Here is a 19,557-nt window from a genome sequence, read left to right on the forward strand (position 1 = left end):
GGAGGAGACTATATAGGTGTTTGTCCTACAAAAGAACTGGTTTGTCAGGAAAATCAGTGGTTTGGGAGCTATTTTTTTACATTGAAAAAGAGCATGTGGAGGCAGCGTGAATGTCTTGATCAGAATTGCTGTTTTTGTTGCTGCATGAGCGGCGGGGCTGTATGAATTGGCAGGACAGGGGAGGTCGGCAGGGTAGGCCTGAAGATCCCCGACTGGCGTGCTTCTTCGGCATGCCTGTCTGTTGAGTGGGGTTTCAAGACCTTCTTCAGCTCGCCTGTCTGGAGAGCCTTGCTGGATGCCGCTCTCCAGGTGCCGTTAGTACACCCCGCCGATTATCAGGCAGGGGCTGTGCTGCTGATCAGCGTCCGGGTGTAGGCGCTGCGTGGCGCGGTGAGGATTTCGTTGAGCGGGCCGGATTCGATGACCTGGCTGTCCTTCATCACCATCACCGTGTGGGCCATGGCGCGGATCACGTCGATGTCGTGGGTGACGAGGATGTAGGCGAGCCGGTAACGGCGCTGCAGATCGGCCAGCAGCTTGAGCACCTGTTGCTGGATGGTCACGTCCAGCGCGCTGGTGGGTTCGTCCAGCACCAACACCTGCGGCCGCAGGATCAGGGCGCGGGCAATCGCGATGCGCTGGCGCTGGCCGCCGGAGAATTCGTGCGGGTAGCGGGCGAGCAAGGGTTCGACGCGTCCGGCTTCCTGCAGACTGACGTCTTGCAGTGCGGCCACGATGCGATTGCGGCGCTCGGCTGCAGTGAGTTTCGGGAAGTGGATTTCCAGTCCCTCGCCGACGATCTGCTCGATGGTCAGGCGTGGCGAAAGCGAGGACAGCGGGTCCTGGAACACGACCTGCAGACGCTGGCGCAGGCTCTGTTCCTTTTTACGGTCGGTCCAGCTGTCGCGACCCAGACGCATCGTGCCAGTGGCCGGAATCAGGTTGAGCAGCGCAAGTGCCAGCGAAGTCTTGCCCGAGCCGGATTCGCCGATCACGCCCAGGGTTTCGCCAGGGGAGAGCTGGAAGCTGGCAGGCGCTACCGCACGGAATGAGCCCTTGCGCAGCCAGCCCCGGATGCCGGGGATGGGTACCGGGTAATCCACGCAGATGCCCTCGGCGGAGAGCAGCGTCCCGCGGGCCGCTTCAGCCACATCCCTTGCAGGCCGGCTCTGCACAAGCTTCTGCGTATAGGGGTGCTGCGGATCGGCCATCAGCGCGGCTGCCGGGCCTTGCTCGACGAGAATGCCGTGTTCCATTACCGCCACCTTGTCGGCAAAGCGGCGCACCAGATTCAGGTCGTGGGTGATCATCAGCACGGCGAGCCCGCGCTCGACGCGCAGCTCGTCGAGCAGATCGAGGATCTGATGGCGGATCGTCACATCCAGCGCCGTGGTCGGCTCGTCGGCGATCAGTAGTTTCGGCTCGCAGGCCAATGCCATGGCGATCATGGCCCGCTGGCGCTGACCGCCGGAGAGCTGGTGCGGATAGCTGTCGATGCGCCGCGCCGCTTCGCTGATACCCACGCGTTCCAGTGCGGCAATCGCGGCGCTGCGCGCATCCCTGGCGTTGAGGCCTTTGTGCAGCTGCAAGGTCTCGATGATCTGGCGGCCGATGGTGAGAACCGGGTTCAGCGCGGTCATCGGCTCCTGAAAGATCACCGCGATTTCGCCGCCGCGCACTTGCTGCAGCTCGCGCGCTTGCATGTTTAAAACTTCTCGGCCTTCGAACTGGATGCTGCCTTCGAGGCGTGCGGATTCCAGCAAGCGCAGGCAGCTCATGGCGGTGACGGTCTTGCCCGAGCCGGATTCACCGACCAGCGCGAGTTTTTCACCCGCAGCGAGGCTGAAGCTCGCCTTGTTCACCACTTGGCGCGTGCCGAAGTGGATGGAGAGATCGCGGACTTCGAGCAGGTTCATTGCGCGTCCTCCACGACCTTGCGCGGGTCCAGCGCATCGCGCAGGGCATCGCCGATCAGCACCAGCAGGAGCAGGGTCAGTACCAGTACGCCGATGGTGGAGAGCGATATCCACCAGGCATCCAGATTGTCTTTCCCCTGGGCGAGCAGGGCGCCGAGACCGGGGGTGTCCGGCGGCATGCCGAGGCCGAGGAAATCCAGACTGGTCAGGGCGCCGATGGCGCCCGCCATTTCGAAGGGCAGCAGGGTGACAACAGGGGTCAGGCTGTTCGGCAGGATGTGGCGGAAGATGATCTTGCGCTTGCTCTGGCCGAGTGCGCGGGCAGCGCGCACGTAGTCCAGCGTGCGGTTGCGCAGGAATTCGGCCCGCACATAGGCGGCGATGCCCAGCCAGCCAAAGGCGGCTATGAGGAGCACCAGCAGCCAGAAGCTGGGAGAGAACAGCGCCGAGAAGATGATCAGCATGTACAGCGTGGGCATGGCGCCCCAGATTTCTGCGCCGCGCTCCATCGTGATGTCGGTCCAGCCCGCGAAGAAGCCCTGAATGGCGCCATAGCACAGGCCCATCAGGGTAGTCAGCCCGCACACCAGCAGGGCGAAGCACACGGACAGGCGGAAGCCGTAGAGCAGGCGTGCGATCATGTCGCGGCCACGGTCGTCGGTGCCGAGCAGATTGTCGCTATCCGGCGCTGCCGGGCTGGGGGAGTTGGCGAAATAATTGATGCTGCGGTGGTGATAGGGATTGAGCGGGAAGATTGCGAAGTTGCCCGCTTTCTCGAATTGCGCACGGATGAAGGGGTCGTGGTAATCCGTGTCGCTATCGAAATCACCGCCAAAAGTGGTTTCCGGCAGGTTCTGGACGATGGGGAAATACCACTGGCCCGCGTAGCGCACCAGCAGCGGTTTGTCGTTGGAAAGGACTTCGGCCGCTAGGCTCAGGGCAAACAGCAGGCTGAACAGCACGAGGCTCCAGTAGCCGACGCGATTCGCCCGGAAACGTTGCCAGGCGCGGCGGGTGGGGTTTTGCGAGGTGGCTTTGCGGGTCTCAGTCATACTTCACCCGCGGATCAACCCACAGATAGGCGAGGTCACGAATCAGGGTGGTGACAAGGCCGATCAGGGTGAACAGGAAGAGGCTGCCCAGAACTACCGGGTAGTCCCGGCGGATGACGGATTCGTAGGAGAGCAGGCCGAGCCCGTCGAGCGAGAACAGGGTTTCGATCAGCAGCGAGCCGCCGAAGAAGGCACCGACAAAGGCCGCGGGAAAGCCGGTCATGATCGGGATCAGGGCGTTGCGGAAGACATGCCGCCACAGCACCGTGCGCTCGGAGAGCCCCTTGGCGCGGGCGGTGAGGACGTATTGCTTGCGGATTTCTTCGAGCATCGAATTCTTGGTCATGATGGTGATGACCGCAAAGCTGCCCAGCACCATGGCGATGACCGGCAGGGTGATGTGCCAGAGGTAGTCGGCGATCTTGCCCGCAAGGCTCAGCGTATCCCAATCGCTCGAGACCAGTCCGCGCAGCGGGAACCACTGCACGAAGCTGCCACCAGCCACCAGCACCAGCAGGATCACGCCCATCACGAATCCGGGGATGGCATAGCCGAGCAGTACGGCGAAGGTGCTGGCCAGATCAAAGCGGCTGCCCGCGCGGATCGCCTTGGCTATGCCCAGCGGCACCGAGATGCCGTAGGTGAGCAGGAAGGTCCACATGCCGAGGCTGATCGAGACCGGCAGCTTTTCGCGGATCAGCTGCCAGACGCTCTTGTCGTGATAGAAGCTCTTGCCCAGATCGAAGCGCAGGAACTGTCCGAGCATCTGCACGTAGCGTTCATGGGCTGGCTTGTCGAAACCGTAGAGCTGCTTGATCTCGGCAATCCGCTCGGCATCCACGCCCTGCCGGCCGCGATAACCGGCTCCGCCTTGCGACGGACCTTCGCTGGCCGCGTTGCGCCCTTGCAGCTGCGACACCATCTGCTCCACCGGCCCGCCAGGCACGAACTGGATCACCACGAAAGTGATGGTCAGCACCCCGAGCAGGGTGGGGATCATCAGCAGCAGGCGTTTGAGGATGTAGGGCCACATAAGGCGGTGAAGGCTGAAAGGTGAAGGGGCGTGGGGTTATTTTGTACTCAGTCCTTTTGGGACGAGGCCCACCAGCTCGATACCACCCAGCTGTCTGCCTGATAGTACTTCGGCATCACGGCGGGTTGTGCGAACTTGCCGGCGCGCCAGCTTACTCGGTAGCTCTGGGCGTACCAGTGTGGCACGAAGTAGTGGCCGAAGCGCAGCACGCGGTCCAGGGCGCGCACGCGGGCGACGAGATCCTTGCGCCGGGTGCTGGCCACGATCTGGTCGACCAGTGCATCGACAGCAGGGTCGCGCACCCCCATCAGGTTGCCGGAGCCTTCCTGGTCGGCCGAACTGCTCTTGAAGCGATCCTGCAGTTCGGCGCCCGGCGCCTCGCTGCCCACCAGACGGATGCTGGTGATGTCGAAGTCGAATACATCCAGACGTTTCTGCAGCAGGGCGAAATCCGCCAGCTTGTATTCGGCCTGCACGCCCAGCTTCTCCAGCGCCTGCATGTAGGGGGTAACGATGCGGCCCAGACTGCCGCCACTATCCAGAAATTCCAGTGTGAAGGGCTCACCCTGGGCATTGCGCAGGGCGCCGTCACGGTAAGTCCAGCCAGCTTCGGCGAAGAGGCGGCGGGCTTCGCGCAGATTGTTGCGCAGGCTGCCCGGCGGCGTGGTGCTTGGCGGTACGGGCACCGGCTGGGTGAATACCTCAGGCGGCAGCTTGCTGCGCAGGGGCTTCAGAACGGCCAGTTCGTCGGCGTCGGGCAGGCCGCTGGATTCAAAATCGCTGGCGTTGAAGAAACCACGCACACGGGTATAGCTGTTGTAGAAGAACTGGCGGTTCATCCACTCAAAGTCCATGGCCAGAGCAATGGCCTGGCGCACGCGCGGGTCGCGCAACTTGTCGCGCCGGGTGTTGAAGAGGAAACCCTGGAAGTCGCCGGCGTTGCCATGCTTGAGTTCCTGCCGGATCAGCGTGCCCTGATCGAAGAGCTTGCCGGTATAGACGCGGGCCCATTCGCGTGCCGAGAAGACCTGGATGTAGTCGAACTCGCCGGCCTTGAAGGCCTCAGTCTGGGCGGTCGTGTCCTTGTAGATCTTGTAGGTGACGCGATCGAAGTTGTAGAGCCCGCGCCGCACGTTAAGATCCTTCGCCCAGTAGTCGCTGCGGCGCTCGTAGCTGATGTCGCGGCCGAAATTCATTTTGCCGATCCGGTAGGGGCCGCTGGCGATCGGCAGGTCGGTGACGATCTTGTCGAAAGCCTTGCCCGCACCCCACTGGCGCGAGAACACCGGCAGACCTCCCACCATCAGCGGCAACTCGGCGCTGGGGCGTTTGAAATCGAAGCGCACCAGACGCTCGCCGAGCACCACGGCTTGCTTCACGTCGGCATAAATGTTGCGGAACTGGGGGGCGGCCTGCTTGCTCATCAGGCTGTCGAAGCTGTGCTTCACATCAGCCGCCAGCACTGGCGAGCCGTCGTTGAAGCGCGCCGCCGGGTTGAGGCGGAAGGTGGCCGACAGGTGATCCGGCGCCACGCTCACGTCTTCGGCGAGCAGGCCATAGGCGGTGGTCGGTTCGTCCAGTGTGCCGGTGAGCAGACTCTCGAACATCATGTCCGACAGTGCCGGGGGCGAAGTGCCCTTGAGCGTGAAGGGGTTGTACTTGTCGAACTGGGTGACGCGGGTGGGAGCCACCAGCGTAATCTCGCCGCCTTTCGGTGCGTCCGGATTGGCCCACTCGAAGTGCTTGAAGCCCGGTTTGTACTTGATGTCGCCGAACTGGGCGTAGGCGTGGGCAGCGAGCGCGCTGCTGCACTCCACTGCCGCCAGCAGTGTGATCAATGCCAGTCGGGTGATGTGCAGCAGTTGCATTTCAGCGTTTTGCCAGTTTGTACTCGATGGCATCCACCAGTGCGCGCCAGGAGGCATCAATCACGTCGGTGGATACGCCGATGGTGGTCCAGGAACTGTCACGGTCGGCCGATTCGATCAGCACACGCACCTTGGCGGCAGACGCCTGGTTGGAATCCAGCACGCGCACCTTGTAGTCGGTGAGTTTCATCTCGCGCAGCTCCGGGTAGAAGCGGTCGAGTGCCTTGCGCAGGGCCTTGTCCAGCGCGTTGACCGGGCCGTCGCCTTCGGCGGCGGTGAGCTCGTCTTCGCCGTCGACATGGATCTTGATCATCGCCGACGAGTTGTTCACCCCGTCCAGTGCGGGCTCGTTGACCATGACCCGGAATTGTTTGAGATCGAAGGAGGGTTTGAACTTGCCGAGCATCTTGCGCACCAGCAGCTCGAAACTGCTTTCGGCACTCTCGAACTGGTAGCCCTCGTGTTCAAGTTCCTTCAGGCGTTCGATGATCGTGCGGGTCTCGGGTGAGTCCTTGCCCAGCGCCGGGTCGATTTCATTGATCTTGCCGAGGATGGTGGCGCGCCCGGCGACTTCACTCATCAGGATCTTGCGTGCGTTGCCCACCGTATCCGGCGTGATGTGCTCGTAGCTCACCGGATTCTTGTTGACCGCATCGACGTGCATGCCGCCCTTGTGCGCAAAGGCGTCACCACCCACGTAGGCGGCCTTGTCGTTGTGTTCCATGTTGGCCACTTCGGAGACGAAGCGCGCCATCGGCGTGAGCGTGGCCATATTGGCCGACGGGATCACCTCGAAGCCGAGCTTGAGCTGCAGGTTCGGGATGATCGCGCACAGGTTGGCATTGCCGCAGCGCTCGCCAATGCCGTTGATGGTGCCTTGCACATGGGTGGCGCCGGCCTGCACGGCACGCACGGAATTGGCGACCGCCAGTTCGCAGTCGTTGTGGCAGTGAATGCCGACCGATGTGCCGGGGAAGCGGGCGACCACGGTCTGGGTGATCGCGAAAATTTCGTCGGGAAAACTGCCGCCATTGGTGTCGCACAGGGCGAGGTTGTCGGCACCGCCTTCCACTGCTGCGCCAAGCGCTTGCAGGGCGTAATCCGGGTTGCTCTTGTAGCCGTCGAAGAAGTGCTCGGCGTCGAAGATCACTTCCTTGCCCTTGCCCTTCAGGAAGGCAATGGTCTCGCGGATCATGCGCAGGTTCTCATCCAGCGTGGTGCGCAGGATGGCGGTGGCGTGGTAATCCCAGGTCTTGCCGAAGATCGCCACGGCAGGGGTGCCGGCTCCCAGCAGCGAGGCCAGTTGTGTGTCTTCCGCCGGATTGGCGCCGACCTTGCAGGTGCTGCCGAAAGCGGTGATCTTCGCGTTGCGCAGATTCAGTTCGCCCAGACGGCGAAAGAACTCCAGATCCTTGGGGTTGGAGCCGGGGTTGCCAGCTTCAATATAGGCAATGCCCAGCTCGTCGAGCTTGCGCACGATCTTGAGCTTGTCTTCCACCGAGAAGGAAATCCCTTGCGCCTGACTTCCGTCGCGCAGGGTGGTGTCGTAGGCAAAAACCTTGGTATTCATGATCTTGAGTCGAAAAGTTCGGGGCTCGCCGCAGGCTGCGACGGACCCCGAAATTACCACAAAAGCCTCTGTTTCCGAAGGCAGGCGGAGCTATTGGGTTTATAGGCGGGAAGGGCTTTCTGACGCCCTTCCTGAAGCCGTGCTGGCTCTTTCAGATGCCATTCATAGGTCGTGCAGTGCTTCAAGTGCCGCGCAGGCTGCCTGACGACAGGCCGGCGTGGCGCGGGTCAGGGGCAGGCGCAGCCGGGCGCTGCACCGCCTCTGGCGGGCCAGGACAGCCTTGACTGGCGCCGGGTTGGGTTCGGCAAAACAGGCGCGGATCAGTGGCTGCAACCTTGCCCCAAGGTTCCGTGCCTCGTCCAGCTGCCCACTCTGCAGCAGCCGGTGGATGCGAACCCACAGATCAGGGCGCAGGTGGGCTGACGCCGCAATGGCTCCGTGCGCACCCAGACACAGTGCGGCGAAAAACTGGCTGTCCTCGCCGATCATCACGCGCAGCGGGGTCTCGTGGATCAGGCGCATCAGGTGGTCCACGCTCGCGCCACACACCTTGATACCGGTGATGTTCGGGTGGCGGGCCAGTGTTTGCAAGGTGTCCAGCTCGATATTTACACCGCTGCGATACGGGATGTCGTAGATCATCAGAGGCCGCTCGCTGGCCTCGGCGATCGCTTCGAAGTGTCGTCGCAACCCCTCCTGGCCGGGGCGCAGGTAAGGTGGTGCGGTGACCAGCAGGCCGGCAGGCTCCAGTCGGGCCAGCTCGCGCGCTTCCTGCACGGCGCTGCGGGTGTCGCTGTGGCAGAGGCCGGCCATCAGCGGATAGTCCGGACCGAGCTGGGCTCGCAGGGTTTCAAAAACCGCGATGCGCTCCGCCGGCGAGAGCGAGCAGCCCTCGCCGGTGGTGGCGCCGCTCACCAGACCGGTGATGCCCTGATCGGCCAGATGGCGGGCAAGCTGTGCCAGCGCAGCGTGATCGATGCGTTCGCCGGAAAACGGCGTGACGATGGGAACCCAGATACCTTGAAATGTGTGCTGCATGATGACCTCGCATGAACGTTGAAAAGAAGCGTTCCGTCGATCGGGTGACCGGGCGAGGCTTGTGGGGAAAACAGCGATGGTGCATCAAGACCCGTCCGGCATCCGCCCGACGGGTTGAAACAGCCCCGTCAGTGGCGGAGTTGTTTTTTTGCTTTCAGACCGGCATGGCGTGTCTGCAGCACACAGGCGGCCAGCGCACGCGGGGAGCGGGCGGGCAGGCTGGGTGTGATGGATGCAGGCATGGGACGTTCCGGGCAGAAAGTGTGTTCATGGTGCACTGCACTTGTTCGAAGCGTCAACAGGGCCGGCTTCCGGGTAAACTCCAGGCCATGCCAGAAGCGTTATCGCCCCCTGCCGAAGACTTCTCCCGCCGCGCCCGTCACGAGCGGTTGCTGGTGCTTGGCGTGTGCGTGCTGATGTCGCTGCTGTTGCACCTGATGCTGGTCTGGTTGTGGTCCGGCTATGGCGGAGCCGGGGTGAAGGTGGCGCGCCTGCGAGCGACATTCCGTTCGATGCCGGCCGCTCCCTTGCCCGAACCGTTGCCAACGCCCGTTGCTGCAAAAGAGCCGGTGCCAGAGCCTGTCCGGAGAGCCGCTTCTGACAAGGCTCTTCAGGCTGGCAGGCCGGACATCCCCTCACCGCAAGCATCTCCGGATGTATTGCCTGAAGATCAAGGCGGGGGGCGGCTCTCCGAGTATGTACCGGTGGAACTTCTGAGCGTGAAGCCGCGCTTTCTGGTTGATCTGCGAGAGTACATTCCCGCCTCGCTGGATGCCAGCGAAGCAGGCAGCATCGTGTTGCAACTCCTGATCGGTGCGGATGGCGAGGTGGACGGCGTGCAGGTCGAAAGCTCTGAACTCAGCCCGCGCGGCACCCGGCGCTTCATCCAGCGTCTGGATGCCCTGAAGCTTCAGCCGGGTCTGCACGATGGTCAGCCGGCCAAGGCGCGCTGGCGCATGGAGTTCAGTTTCAAAGCCCCGACGGAGTGAGCGGTATGAAACAGGTTCTGATGGTGCTGACTCTGGTCTTCATGCTGACGGGCTGCGCCACGTTCGATCCGCACGGTGTGCTTTCGCGCCATATCGGCAATGCGGCTCCGGCCAGCGGCAAGCTCGATTCCGTCGGTCGTGCCGAGGCCTTCGACTTCGTGTGGAATACCATCAACGCCGGCTACCTTGATCCCACATTCAAGGGCGTGGACTGGAAAGCGGCGGGTGAGCGCCATCGCCCGCTGGCGCTGAATGCCGCCGATGACGCGGCGTTCTGGAAACAGCTTGACCTGCTGACGGCGGAGTTGCGCGACGCGCATACCCGTGTGGAGTCGCCGCAGCGCTTCAAGGAAATCCGCGAACAGGCCGGCATCAGCCTCGGCGTGTTGCTGACCGAGATGGATGGGCAACTCGTCGTCGAGCGTGTGGGCTCGGCCTCTGAGGCCTGGCTGGCCGGCTTGCGCCCCGGCGCGAAAATCCTGCGCATCCAGAATGAAATGGCCATCGACTGGTGGCGGCACACGCTGGCTGCCGCACGCGAAGGATCAACACCCTGGAACCGTCAGCGCCATGCCAACAACGAATTCAACACAGGCAAGGCGGGCGAGGCTGTCGCCATCGAGTTCGAGCGCCCGGACGGCAGCCGCGTTTCTACAACGCTCGCGCGCAACCGCGTTTCCGGCAAACCCGGCGTGCTGGCGCTGAAGCTTTCCAGCGGCCTGGGCTATCTGCGCTTCTCGGCCTTTCATGAATCCATCCGTGGCGAAACCCTCAAGGCGCTGGAAGGCTTGCGGGATACCCGCGGCATCATCCTTGATCTGCGCGACAACGGCGGTGGCTCGACCTTCTTTGCCCGTGCGCTGGCTGAGCAATTCGTCAGTGGCAAACATGAGGTGGCCCGTGTCAGCACCCGCTCTGGCCGCCCGGTCACTCTGCTGTTCGGCATGCTGGATCTGATCAAGCCTGAATTCATCCTCGAAGGGCCTGAAAAACCGCTCAGCCAACCGCTGGTGATCCTGATGAATCCGGCCAGTGCCAGCGCCAGCGAACTCACCGCGACCGCGCTGCAAAGCCTCGGTCGGGCGCGCATCATTGGCGATACGTCCTGTGGCTGTCTGCTGGGTTACCTCGGCTATGCCAAGGTGCCCGGCGGCGGTGCACTGGCTTTCAGTGAAATCGGTTTCGAGTTCAGGGATGGCCGGCGCATCGAAGGCATCGGCCTGATTCCGGATGAGGTTGCGCGTCCCACGCTGGCGGATCTGGCCAGCGGGCGGGACGCGTCATTCGAGGCGGCGGTGGCCTGGCTTGCGCAAAAGCAGGGCGGCTCCGAATTGACCCCGCCGGCGTCACCAGAGCCTTTGCCTACATCCCGAGATCCCTGAGCAGATCGTCGTGATCGTTTGACTGTGTCTGCTGCGTGGCTTGTGCGGGCTTTGCGTTGGCTTGGGCAATCAGCTCGTCCGGGTCCGGAGCGTCCTGGGGTTCGAAGTCGTAGAGCTTGATGAATTCGGTCTGGTCGATGGCCAGTTCGAGATAGAAAATGTTGTTACGGCCCGTGAAGAAGGTCGCGCGGCGGCTCTGGGGGGTGTCCAGATTGGTGTCCACCGCCAGCATCACCTGTTTGTTGATGACCAGCATCTTGGGCTGGTTCTGCGTGAGATGGGTCTGGAAGTCACGCGCCACCTTGCCGGTAAATTCGCCGACGATCTGGTTCATCAATTCACCCATGACATTGCTGACATCATCCGAGGTGTGCGAGCTGGCCAGTTCCTCCCTCGCCATGCCCATGTTCAGCATGTAGTTCTCGTACAGTTCCATGGCAGCCTGAGCCGAGAAATTGATGACGACGAGACCTGAAAAACCTCCATCCAGCAGCACGAAACAGCCGATGTCCGGTTTCAGACTGGTCTTGGTGATGCGCTGGACCATGCCGGAGTAGTGGATCTGGCTATGTGTTGCGGCGGTCAGAACCTTGCTCACCGAATTGCACAGGATCATCAGAATGTCTTCGGTCCCGAATACAACGGAATAATCTTTGGCGCTCATGATTTCAGTGGTCCTGAAGTGAAAGGGAGCCTGTGCCATACGCCAGGCATGGTTCTTTATCGGCCGTGAATGCCAAGAGTTGAGCCGCCTTGCGCGGCATGGCGCAGCGCGCGCTGAACCGCCGCCTGATACGCTAGTATGGCCGTGTCCCTCCCTTTGCATCCGATCCATGCCATTTCCCTTCCTCGTCCGCAGAGCATTCCCGACCGTCAGGAAATCGAGCGGGTCGGCCTGGCTGGCCGTGGGTGTGCTGGGGTGTCTGGGTCTGGGCGTGCTGCTGATCGGCTTGATCCCGGCGGTAGAGGGCAGCTTGTACTTCCATCCGGGACAAGACCCTCTGTGGCGCGGGTTGCTGGCGCAACTGGTGCATGTAAATCTGGCGCACATGGTCCTGAATCTGGTGACGCTGCTTGGCGTGGGCGGCATGGCGCTGGCTATCGGCCGGCTGTGGGGGCTGCTGGCGTGCCTGATGCTCAGTGCGTTGGCGGTCTGTTTCGGGCTGCAGGCCGAACAGCCGCCGCTGGCCTGGTACGCAGGCTTGTCTGGAGCCTTGTACGGGGCAGGGGCCTGGTTGCCGCTGGCCGTCGCTGAGCGTGCCGCGTCGCGTTCGATCCAGGCGCTGGCGGTATTGATCTGTCTGGCAATCGGCGCCAAGGCCTGGCTGAGCCTCAGCGCGGGCGGTCTGCTGGCGGGGGTGTCGGTTGCGTCCAGCTCCCATGTGTATGGTTACCTTGGCGGCCTGTGTTACGCCGTCTTCCGGGGCGTGCCTGTCATATACCGGCGTTGGCACATGAGGGGCGATGTGACCGATCAGTGAGATTGCGCCAGTGCCGTCAGCTTTGCGCTCAAGGCTTTGGTGTAGGCCGGGAATTCATGCACGTCGTTGTGGCTGGCTTCCGGCAGGATCAGCAATTCGGCCTCCGGGCGCAAGGCCTTGATCTGCTGGCTGTGTTTCACATTCACCAGCGGGTCGCGTGCGCCGTGGATCAGCAGGATCGGCTCGGATACCTGCGCCAGCCATTCATCGCTGCGCATCGGGTAACGCGTGGCAAATGACGGTACCCACGGGAAGTGGTCGCGGCCCAGTTGTACGAAACTGCTGTAGGCAGACACGAGAATGAGCTGCGCCGCATCGACTTCGGTGGCAAGTTTGACGGCCAGGCCGCTGCCCAGCGAGCGGCCGTAGATCACGATGGGTTTGCCGGCGTATTCGGGAGTGATGCTGTTCCAGGCAGCGCGCACGTCGGCATGCAGCTGGGCTTCGCTTTCGATCCGACCCGTGCTCTTGCCGAAACCGCGGTAGTCGATCATGAACAGATCGTAGCCTGCACGCCGGTAGAACTCGGTGCTGGGCAGCCAGATATCCAGATTGCCGGCATTGCCGTGCAGGAAGAAGATCAGGCCCTTCGCATCCGGCTGACGAAAATGCAGGGCTGACAGCGTGGCGCCGGGCACCTCGATCTGGCGTTCGATTACATCCGGCTTGTTGAAGCGGAAATCCGCGGCGAGTTTTACCGGATAGAACAGCAAGGCCTCTTGCCGCACCAGCATTGCTGCAATTGCCGCGGCATACAGCAGAAACAGCCCGAGCAGCACCAGCAGCGCGTTGCGCAACCAGACATGGCGGAGTTTTCCGGCGAGCTCGCTGGCGATGGTCATGGCTGATTCCGGCAGGATGAAAACCGCCATGGTACGAGCATTGCTCCGGATCTGCTTCCGCTATCGGGTGCTGGCATCCGGTCCGTATTTGATGCCTGGGCGTTACGAGGGCTTGCGACTGCGAGCAGGCTTGCGCGGTTTGCCGATGGTGGCTGCGTCCTGATGTGCGCGTTCCAGGGTGCGCAAGCGCTCGTCATCATCGTGTTCGATGAAGAAACCGGCTTCCTGCGCATCCATCACCTGCCTGATCGCCACCTCATCGGTGGTGCCGTATTTCTCGGTGATGAGCGTGGTGACTTCGTCCAGATATTCTTCGTAGCTCATGGGCATGGGATTGATCTCCGGAATCAAAGACGGCGGACCTTTACGGTCTTGCCCTTGATGCGCCCGGCGCCGAGTTTGCGCACGGCATCACCCGCGAGGCTGCGTTCGACCGCGACGTAGGTGGTCTGATCGGTCACATTGATCTTGCCGACCTGTTCGCGCGTCAATCCCGCTTCGGCGGCCAGCGCGCCCATCACATCGCCGGGGCGGATCTTGTCTTTCTTGCCGCCGAGGATCTGCAGCGTGCTCATCGGTGGCAGCAGTGGCGCTTCGTCGGTGACGACCAGCGACTCCAGTGTATGCCATTCGGGAGTGATGCCGCTCAGGCGGGCGATGTCGCCGACGCGGCGCTTGTCCGGCTCGCTGGAGAGGCTCAGCGCCCAGCCGTTCTGGTCGGCGCGGCCGGTGCGGCCCACACGGTGGATGTGCACCTCGGGGTCCGGCGTGATGTCGACGTTGATCACGCATTCGAGCTGGTCGATATCCAGCCCGCGCGCGGCCACGTCGGTGGCGACGAGTACCGAACAGCTGCGGTTGGCGAAGCGGATCAGCACCTGATCGCGCTCGTGCTGCTCCAGCTCGCCGTGCAAGGTCAGCACATGAAAGCCTTCGCTGCGCAGTTGTTCGAACAAGGCCTTGCACTGTTGACGTGTGTTGCAGAAGGCCAGCGTGCTGGTCGGTCGGTAGTGGCGCAGCAACTGGCCGACCGCTTTCAGGCGGTCGTCATGCACGACTTCGTAGAAGCGCTGGCGGATCTTCTCCGGCTCGTGGGTCTCGGCGAGCTTCACTTCCTGCGGATGACGCAGGAACTGCGCGGCCAGCTTCGCGATGCCGTATGGATAAGTTGCGGAGAAGAGCAGGGTCTGGCGGCCGGGGGGGCAGTGGCTGGCGACCCAGCTGATGTCGTCGAAGAAGCCCATGTCCAGCATGCGATCGGCTTCGTCCAGCACCAGGGTCTTGAGGCCGTCGAGCTTCAGGCTCTCGCGCTGGATGTGGTCCATCAGGCGGCCGGGTGTGCCGACCACGATGTGTGCGCCGTGTTCCAGGCTGGTCATCTGCGCGCGCATCGGCGCGCCGCCGCACAGGGTCAGCACCTTGATGTTGTCCTGCGCGCGGGCGAGGCGCCGGATTTCCTGCGCGACCTGCTCGGCCAGTTCGCGTGTCGGGCACAGCACCATGGCCTGTACGCCGAAGTGGCGTGGATTGAGGCGGGCGAGCAACGGCAGGGCGAAAGCGGCAGTCTTGCCGCTACCGGTCTTGGCCTGCGCGATGAGGTCGTGACCGGCCAAGGCCAGCGGCAGGCTGGCGGCCTGGATCGGCGTCATCTCGAAGTATTCAAGCTGTTGCAGGACGGCGAGCTGTTCGGCGGAAAGCGGCAGATCGGCGAAGGCGCGGCTGAGTGGCGCCGGCGGCGTGAGGGCGTCGCTCATGTTCAGTGCGTGGTGCGCGGGCGACCCGGGCGACCGAATTGCTTGTTGTTGGCGCGGGCGATCTCGCGTTCCTTTTCCTTGCGCGCTTCGAACTTCTCCGTTTTGGTCGGTGCCGGCAGGCTGGCGCGCCAGGCGATGATGGCTTTGCTCAAATCCAGCGCGGCGGGCTGCACTTCAGGGTGATCCGTGCCGGTGTCGAAGCTGGCGAGTTTTTCCTTGATGCGGTAGGCCTGCTCATTGGTGTCACCCTTCTTCGAGGTGCCCGCCAGCAGGCGTTCGGCATCGACGCTGAGGGTGTAGCCATCGCCTTGGGCGACGATCAGACCATGGCTGGACAGACGCGCGAAGGCGCCGAGCAGTTTGCTCTCGGAGGGCAGCTGAGGCTGGATCATGGCGACGGCGACCACGATTTCATCGATGACTGCCGGCTTGCGTTTGGAGGCGAGAGTAATGGCCTGAAGCAGGAGCACATCGGCGTCGTGGATCTGTTGCATGAGCGGTTTCCGGAGAAGGGTTCTGAAAGTTGACATGCGAGGGTAGCCGATTCGGCGTTGTCGCGCGGAAATTTATCATGGCGGCGGCAGATGTAAAACGGTGCAATGGCGCGTTGGTCCAATGCGGCAAGGCGCTATTCTTCAGGAGAAAGCTGCGGTTCAAATGTATGGAGTCTTCCTTTGCGTGCGTTGATAAGTCTGTCTGTGCTTGGCATGAGTGGCTGCGTGATCATGACGCCGAGCGCCGAACTCAAGGCGCTCGAATTGGTGAGTATCGTCGTGACGAACGCTGCCGTCACGGCGCCGTCGGCTCCTGGAAATGCGGTGGTTCATCCTTACGAACGTTTTGATGGTGCCTGTATCGAGCTGAATCCGAGTTCTAATGTGGCCGATTTTGTCCCTGCCGTGCAGGTTGAATTGGCCAGGCATGGTGTGAGTAGTCGGGTGTATGGGGCGAATTTCCCTGAGACTTGCCGTTATTCAATTCACTATGTGACCCAACTGGAGTGGGGGCGGCACTGGTTCAGCCCGGAGTACGTCGCCTATATGAGCGCAGCACGGATTGAGCTGCGTGAGCATGGTCAGGTGCTGGCGGCGGCAAGCTACAAGCCAAGTATTCTGGGCTATGACAAGTGGGCGAGCACGCAGGAAAAGATCGCTCCAGCGGTACGTGTCGTTGCTTACGGAGTTGCCGAGGTGAGCGCATCGCCGGCGGGGAGTGGTCGGAGGAAGATCGTAAAGAACTGAGTCTTGGCGAGCCTGAAATGGCGGGAGTAATTATTTATGAACATTCGTTCCGTGAATCACTACGTGCCGCGCAGTGATGTGCAAAATGCGGCGGCCACCATTGAATCCCGGGTACAGAAGTTCGGGGATGCGGTGGTTGACACCCTGGCGGTAGGAGCTGGCGTGGCGGTAGGTACCGTTAGCAGTGGTGCGCAGCTGGGTGTAAAAGCGGTAGGCAAACTCATCGACACCTGGATCTAGCCGTCTTCGCAGATCGTTCGGCCTACCACACAACCAGTGAATCGGTGAGCATTCGCTGCAGCCAGCCGCGTGACGCTGTGTCCGAGACCATGCCGGTGCTTATCTGTTCGAGTCGGGCGTCGATCACGTCTGCCGAGGCGACCGTGCGGCCGGTCTTTATATCCGCCGGGTCAACCACGCCCGAGAAGCGCAGGGTATTGGTCGAGCCGTTGAAGGCGATACTCTTTTCGCCGGCGACAACAAGGTTGCCATTGGGCAGCACATTGATGACTGACGCGGCCAGCTTTCCCTTCAGCTTGTTGGTGTTTTCCGTGTTGCCCTTGCCTTCGAACGAGTCGCTGCCACTGGCCGAGGCGTCGGCATTGATGATGTCGTTGAGCAAGCTGCTGATCGTTTTTGCTCCGCCCGGCCCCTTGGTGGCGACCTTGTTGGCGCGGCTGGTAGAGGTGCCCGACTTATTGGTGGCGCTGAGGGTTTCAGAGATGTCGATCTTCAGCGTGTCACCAATGTGACTGGGTTTGCTTTCCGCCTGGAACATCACCATCAGCGAAGGGTTGCCGGGTTGGTAGATCGAGCCGGAGTTGGCCTCCCGTTCAATGCTCGCAAGCTGCTGGATCGGGCGGTTGGAGGTTGGGCCGCGTACCAGGTTGGCGTCGCTGGAGCATGCGCCCAGGATAGAGGACACGATGATCATGCTTGTCGGAGCGAAGTCTCTGAAGAGGCCCGAAGCCACATTCGCCCTGCACATGCACCTGGAACTCAAATGGCTACCCTTTTTCTTGCTGGATTCTTGATGATCCGATTGTGTGGGCAGGCAATGTTAAAAGATGTACGTGAATTCAATTTCCTGCAAAGGTGGTGTTGTCCTGCTTGGCAGCGTAGGCCGGGCGCTCAGTGGGGGGCGGGTGGCGGGATGATGCGTAGAACATCTGGCGGCCCGTCCTTCCTGATGATCTGGAAACGGCCCGGGCGATAGCTGGCGGGGATGCTCAGACGCAGGGCTTCGACCCAGGCATGTAGCTCGGCACGCTTTGGCGTTGAACTGTAAACCACCCAGCGTTGCCCCGCCGGGCGCGCCGGCAATCTGGCGGCAATGCTTGCGGGCTCATCCGTAAGGTGGGCCGTGAATACGTCGTCCGTGGCTGCCTGACGGGCGAGATCCTCAGGCGGCAACTCACGGGACGGTGCTGCCGGAGCTGGCATGGTTGCAGCAGGTGCGGGCGCCGCAGCCTTGGCCACGGCCGGGGACGGTGCGGTGGTGGAGGGGGCCGCATACTCATGTGTTTCAGCCAGCCTGCCGCGTGCCTCCGGTGAAACAGGCTGCTGTCGCTGTTCAGAGCGGTCCTTGTCGCTGGAGGCGATGGATTTTTTTGCGGCCAGATGGAGGGGCTCGTTTCGGCGCTGTTCTGCCGGCGCCGCTTCGCCAAGGGCGCGCTCACGCCGGGGGCTGACTTCTTCCTTGATGAGGGGGGCTGGAGGCGCGCTTGCGACGGGCCTCTCCAGACTGCCTGCCTGCGCAGGCGCCACGGGTGCGGCTGACGGGGATGGAGGGGCGGAGAGCAAGTCTGCATGCGGCTGTGCGGAGAACTCTCCGGCAGCGATGCTTGCCGGGACGGGCGCGACCAGATGCGCGGGCGGACCGATTTCGGCAGCAGGATCGGCCGCATTGGCGCGCTTTGCTTCCTCGATTGTCTCCGTCTGTGAATCAGTGAGAGGACGGGCCCGGGCTTTTTCGAGCGCGCGCTGCTGATCGAGTGCGTTGGCCCGGTCAAGCGCCCTTTGTGCTTCAGCCAGCGAGTCCTTGGCTGTTTGCGCAAGATCGGGTTCTGGCGTGACGGGTGGGCGCGAGCGTGATTCAAGCGCCGAGCGGAAGGCTTCCTGCACCGCGAGTTGCTGCGTGTCCGGCTGGTGTTTGAGAACGAGCTGGGTGCCCACTGCAGAAAGGATAAGTGCCAGCGCCGCCAGACGCAGATCAAACCAGCTGAAGCCCAGAAAAACGGGTTTGCGGGCGGGTTTCACGGGCTTGGCCGGCGTGGCGGACCCGGCCTGTTGCTGCAGCCATTCTGCGGTGGCCGGCTGGAGATCCGCTCCCAGCGTGGCTTGCGGGCTCTCCCCTCTGGAGATTTGCGCCAGTATTGCTTCACGGCGGGGGGCCTGTGCAGCATCAATGCTGGCGGCCATCTTCAGGAAGCTGGTTTCGAGGCTGGCGGGAGGCTCGAAACCTGTAATCGCGGCCTCGGTAGTGCTCGCTGCGTTATCTGCGGAGGCTTGCGCGGCGCTGGCGGCGGCGGCGAAGCTGGCTTCCAGCGAGGCTGGCGCTGCGTACTCGGGCAGCGCGCGCAGCAGCGCGACCAGCCGCCCCGACCCGGCGAGGAAGTCGTCGACGGCGTGGCTCACGCCGCCTCCTCCAGCTCGCGACGCAGGCGTGTGAAGGCGTAGCGCAGGCGGCTCTTCACCGTCTCGAAACCTTCGCCGACCGTGTGGGCGACCTCTTCCAGGCTCATGTCGGAGAAAAAGCGCAGCACCACCACCTCGCGCTGGCTGGCAGGAAGCTGAAGCAGGGCTTGATGCACGCGGGCGAGATTCTGGCGCAGGTCCAGCTCGGCCTCCGGAGTCAGGTCCTCCGCGGGTGCTTCAGGCCGGGTTTCATCCAGCTCCGTGCGCAGGCTCTCGCCGGCCGAGCGGCGCAGGTCCAGCCACAGATTACGCGCGATCTGGAACAGGAAGGTGCGGAAGGCAGCTTGTGGTTTGTAATCGGCACAGCGCGTCATGAGCTTCTCCCAGGTGCGCTGGGCAATGTCCTCGGCTTCAGAGGTATTGCCCTGGCACTGCCAGGCGATGAAGTTGAACAGCGCCCGGTTGTGGCGGCGGAACAGTTCGGTAGCCGGCGCTTCGATGATGCCGCTGGCCACCAGCAGCATCAGGTCTTCGTCAGGCAGCGCGCTGATGGCGCCCCCGGTCTGGCCCGTTTGGGCCAGACCGCCCCCCGGGGGGGCGATGCCGTTCTTGGGGCGGCCCGGCGAATGGCTTGTAAGCTCGGCGGCATTCTTCATGCCGCGAAGTATAGCTCTCGGCTCTGCCGCCAGAAAATCCGTCCGGTCCGGGTGCCGGCAAAGCCGGCTACACGACCCGAACGGTTGATGGCCTGTAC

Annotated in this window: 19 protein-coding genes; 5 read left to right on the forward strand and 14 right to left on the reverse strand. The window is 62.7% G+C overall.

Translation table 11 applies throughout. From position 1 onward, the window contains the following. Positions 1-335: 335 nt before the first annotated feature. The 6 genes from Q9Q94_RS12445 to dapA form a co-directional block, all read right to left on the reverse strand. On the reverse strand, positions 336-1,916 hold the full coding sequence (locus Q9Q94_RS12445; protein WP_305980405.1) for an ABC transporter ATP-binding protein: 1,581 nt from the start codon (positions 1,914-1,916) through the stop codon (positions 336-338). Further along, positions 1,913-2,968: an ABC transporter permease gene (locus tag Q9Q94_RS12450; protein WP_305980406.1), complete on the reverse strand. Its 1,056-nt coding sequence runs from the start codon at positions 2,966-2,968 to the stop codon at positions 1,913-1,915. The genes Q9Q94_RS12445 and Q9Q94_RS12450 overlap by 4 nt, the downstream gene beginning before the upstream one ends. Beyond that, a complete protein-coding gene (locus tag Q9Q94_RS12455; protein WP_305980407.1) occupies positions 2,961-4,001 on the reverse strand; it encodes a microcin C ABC transporter permease YejB in 1,041 nt (346 codons plus the stop codon). The genes Q9Q94_RS12450 and Q9Q94_RS12455 overlap by 8 nt, the downstream gene beginning before the upstream one ends. Before the next feature lie 47 nt (positions 4,002-4,048). Further along, on the reverse strand, positions 4,049-5,869 hold the full coding sequence (locus tag Q9Q94_RS12460) for an extracellular solute-binding protein (protein WP_305980408.1): 1,821 nt from the start codon (positions 5,867-5,869) through the stop codon (positions 4,049-4,051). A gap of 1 nt (position 5,870) precedes the next feature. Beyond that, on the reverse strand, positions 5,871-7,439 hold the full coding sequence (gene cimA / locus Q9Q94_RS12465) for a citramalate synthase (protein WP_305980409.1): 1,569 nt from the start codon (positions 7,437-7,439) through the stop codon (positions 5,871-5,873). A 162-nt stretch (positions 7,440-7,601) separates the two neighbouring features. Continuing rightward, positions 7,602-8,477 carry a 4-hydroxy-tetrahydrodipicolinate synthase gene (gene dapA, locus Q9Q94_RS12470; RefSeq protein WP_305980410.1) on the reverse strand — a complete coding sequence of 292 codons (876 nt, stop codon included), beginning with the start codon at positions 8,475-8,477 and terminating at the stop codon, positions 7,602-7,604. Between the two features lie 329 nt (positions 8,478-8,806). Here dapA and Q9Q94_RS12475 point away from each other — a divergent pair, with 329 nt between their 5' ends. After that, positions 8,807-9,466 (forward strand): hypothetical protein, encoded by a 660-nt coding sequence (locus Q9Q94_RS12475; protein WP_305980411.1) that lies wholly within the window; start codon positions 8,807-8,809, stop codon positions 9,464-9,466. 5 nt (positions 9,467-9,471) lie between these two features. Continuing rightward, positions 9,472-10,848 (forward strand): S41 family peptidase, encoded by a 1,377-nt coding sequence (locus tag Q9Q94_RS12480; protein WP_305980412.1) that lies wholly within the window; start codon positions 9,472-9,474, stop codon positions 10,846-10,848. On the opposite strand, the gene Q9Q94_RS12485 is transcribed toward Q9Q94_RS12480, so the two are convergent. Then, the gene (locus Q9Q94_RS12485) at positions 10,829-11,512 is read right to left on the reverse strand and encodes a DUF3334 family protein (RefSeq protein ID WP_305980413.1); all 684 of its coding nucleotides are present in this window, start codon (positions 11,510-11,512) and stop codon (positions 10,829-10,831) included. The two genes, Q9Q94_RS12480 and Q9Q94_RS12485, sit on opposite strands and share 20 nt — an antisense overlap. Positions 11,513-11,681: 169 nt before the next feature. On the opposite strand from Q9Q94_RS12485, the gene Q9Q94_RS12490 reads away from it, so the two are divergent. Beyond that, positions 11,682-12,329: a rhomboid family intramembrane serine protease gene (locus tag Q9Q94_RS12490; RefSeq protein WP_305980414.1), complete on the forward strand. Its 648-nt coding sequence runs from the start codon at positions 11,682-11,684 to the stop codon at positions 12,327-12,329. Here the strand turns inward: Q9Q94_RS12490 and Q9Q94_RS12495 are convergent. From Q9Q94_RS12495 to Q9Q94_RS12510, 4 genes are all read right to left on the reverse strand, one after another. Continuing rightward, positions 12,323-13,201 carry an alpha/beta hydrolase gene (locus Q9Q94_RS12495; RefSeq protein WP_305980415.1) on the reverse strand — a complete coding sequence of 293 codons (879 nt, stop codon included), beginning with the start codon at positions 13,199-13,201 and terminating at the stop codon, positions 12,323-12,325. The genes Q9Q94_RS12490 and Q9Q94_RS12495 overlap by 7 nt on opposite strands. Before the next feature lie 72 nt (positions 13,202-13,273). Further along, positions 13,274-13,501: a hypothetical protein gene (locus tag Q9Q94_RS12500; RefSeq protein ID WP_305980416.1), complete on the reverse strand. Its 228-nt coding sequence runs from the start codon at positions 13,499-13,501 to the stop codon at positions 13,274-13,276. A gap of 17 nt (positions 13,502-13,518) precedes the next feature. Next, a complete protein-coding gene (gene dbpA / locus Q9Q94_RS12505; protein ID WP_305980417.1) occupies positions 13,519-14,925 on the reverse strand; it encodes an ATP-dependent RNA helicase DbpA in 1,407 nt (468 codons plus the stop codon). 2 nt (positions 14,926-14,927) lie between these two features. Next, on the reverse strand, positions 14,928-15,419 hold the full coding sequence (locus Q9Q94_RS12510; RefSeq protein ID WP_305980418.1) for a hypothetical protein: 492 nt from the start codon (positions 15,417-15,419) through the stop codon (positions 14,928-14,930). A 225-nt stretch (positions 15,420-15,644) separates the two neighbouring features. On the opposite strand from Q9Q94_RS12510, the gene Q9Q94_RS12515 reads away from it, so the two are divergent. Together Q9Q94_RS12515 and Q9Q94_RS12520 are read left to right on the forward strand one after the other, a co-directional pair. After that, positions 15,645-16,166: a hypothetical protein gene (locus tag Q9Q94_RS12515; protein ID WP_305980419.1), complete on the forward strand. Its 522-nt coding sequence runs from the start codon at positions 15,645-15,647 to the stop codon at positions 16,164-16,166. Positions 16,167-16,202: 36 nt separating this feature from the next. Continuing rightward, a complete protein-coding gene (locus Q9Q94_RS12520; RefSeq protein ID WP_305980420.1) occupies positions 16,203-16,406 on the forward strand; it encodes a hypothetical protein in 204 nt (67 codons plus the stop codon). 22 nt (positions 16,407-16,428) lie between these two features. Here Q9Q94_RS12520 and Q9Q94_RS12525 read toward each other — a convergent pair whose 3' ends face one another. From Q9Q94_RS12525 to Q9Q94_RS12535, 3 genes are all read right to left on the reverse strand, one after another. Further along, positions 16,429-17,091, reverse strand: a complete 663-nt coding sequence (locus Q9Q94_RS12525; RefSeq protein ID WP_305980421.1) for a flagellar basal body L-ring protein FlgH — start codon at positions 17,089-17,091, stop codon at positions 16,429-16,431. Between the two features lie 206 nt (positions 17,092-17,297). After that, a complete protein-coding gene (locus Q9Q94_RS12530; protein WP_305980422.1) occupies positions 17,298-18,803 on the reverse strand; it encodes a hypothetical protein in 1,506 nt (501 codons plus the stop codon). Then, on the reverse strand, positions 18,800-19,459 hold the full coding sequence (locus Q9Q94_RS12535; protein ID WP_305980423.1) for a sigma-70 family RNA polymerase sigma factor: 660 nt from the start codon (positions 19,457-19,459) through the stop codon (positions 18,800-18,802). Before Q9Q94_RS12535 ends, Q9Q94_RS12530 begins: the two co-directional genes overlap by 4 nt. Positions 19,460-19,557 lie beyond the last annotated feature (98 nt).

Origin of the sequence: Uliginosibacterium sp. 31-16 (assembly GCF_030730865.1) — a bacterium.
Classification (GTDB): Bacteria; Pseudomonadota; Gammaproteobacteria; order Burkholderiales; family Rhodocyclaceae; genus Uliginosibacterium.

What these genes read in the sequence shown, in the direction of transcription:
- Q9Q94_RS12500 (WP_305980416.1), bottom strand. Translation starts at nt 13,501, where the DNA reads ATGCCCATGAGCTACGAAGAATATCTGGACGAAGTCACCACGCTCATC.
- Q9Q94_RS12480 (WP_305980412.1), top strand. Translation starts at nt 9,472, where the DNA reads ATGAAACAGGTTCTGATGGTGCTGACTCTGGTCTTCATGCTGACGGGC.
- Q9Q94_RS12485 (WP_305980413.1), bottom strand. Translation starts at nt 11,512, where the DNA reads ATGAGCGCCAAAGATTATTCCGTTGTATTCGGGACCGAAGACATTCTG.
- cimA (WP_305980409.1), bottom strand. Translation starts at nt 7,439, where the DNA reads ATGAATACCAAGGTTTTTGCCTACGACACCACCCTGCGCGACGGAAGT.
- Q9Q94_RS12460 (WP_305980408.1), bottom strand. Translation starts at nt 5,869, where the DNA reads ATGCAACTGCTGCACATCACCCGACTGGCATTGATCACACTGCTGGCG.
- Q9Q94_RS12495 (WP_305980415.1), bottom strand. Translation starts at nt 13,201, where the DNA reads ATGGCGGTTTTCATCCTGCCGGAATCAGCCATGACCATCGCCAGCGAG.
- Q9Q94_RS12520 (WP_305980420.1), top strand. Translation starts at nt 16,203, where the DNA reads ATGAACATTCGTTCCGTGAATCACTACGTGCCGCGCAGTGATGTGCAA.
- Q9Q94_RS12490 (WP_305980414.1), top strand. Translation starts at nt 11,682, where the DNA reads ATGCCATTTCCCTTCCTCGTCCGCAGAGCATTCCCGACCGTCAGGAAA.
- Q9Q94_RS12450 (WP_305980406.1), bottom strand. Translation starts at nt 2,968, where the DNA reads ATGACTGAGACCCGCAAAGCCACCTCGCAAAACCCCACCCGCCGCGCC.
- Q9Q94_RS12510 (WP_305980418.1), bottom strand. Translation starts at nt 15,419, where the DNA reads ATGCAACAGATCCACGACGCCGATGTGCTCCTGCTTCAGGCCATTACT.
- Q9Q94_RS12535 (WP_305980423.1), bottom strand. Translation starts at nt 19,459, where the DNA reads ATGAAGAATGCCGCCGAGCTTACAAGCCATTCGCCGGGCCGCCCCAAG.
- dapA (WP_305980410.1), bottom strand. Translation starts at nt 8,477, where the DNA reads ATGCAGCACACATTTCAAGGTATCTGGGTTCCCATCGTCACGCCGTTT.
- Q9Q94_RS12445 (WP_305980405.1), bottom strand. Translation starts at nt 1,916, where the DNA reads ATGAACCTGCTCGAAGTCCGCGATCTCTCCATCCACTTCGGCACGCGC.
- Q9Q94_RS12455 (WP_305980407.1), bottom strand. Translation starts at nt 4,001, where the DNA reads ATGTGGCCCTACATCCTCAAACGCCTGCTGCTGATGATCCCCACCCTG.
- dbpA (WP_305980417.1), bottom strand. Translation starts at nt 14,925, where the DNA reads ATGAGCGACGCCCTCACGCCGCCGGCGCCACTCAGCCGCGCCTTCGCC.
- Q9Q94_RS12475 (WP_305980411.1), top strand. Translation starts at nt 8,807, where the DNA reads ATGCCAGAAGCGTTATCGCCCCCTGCCGAAGACTTCTCCCGCCGCGCC.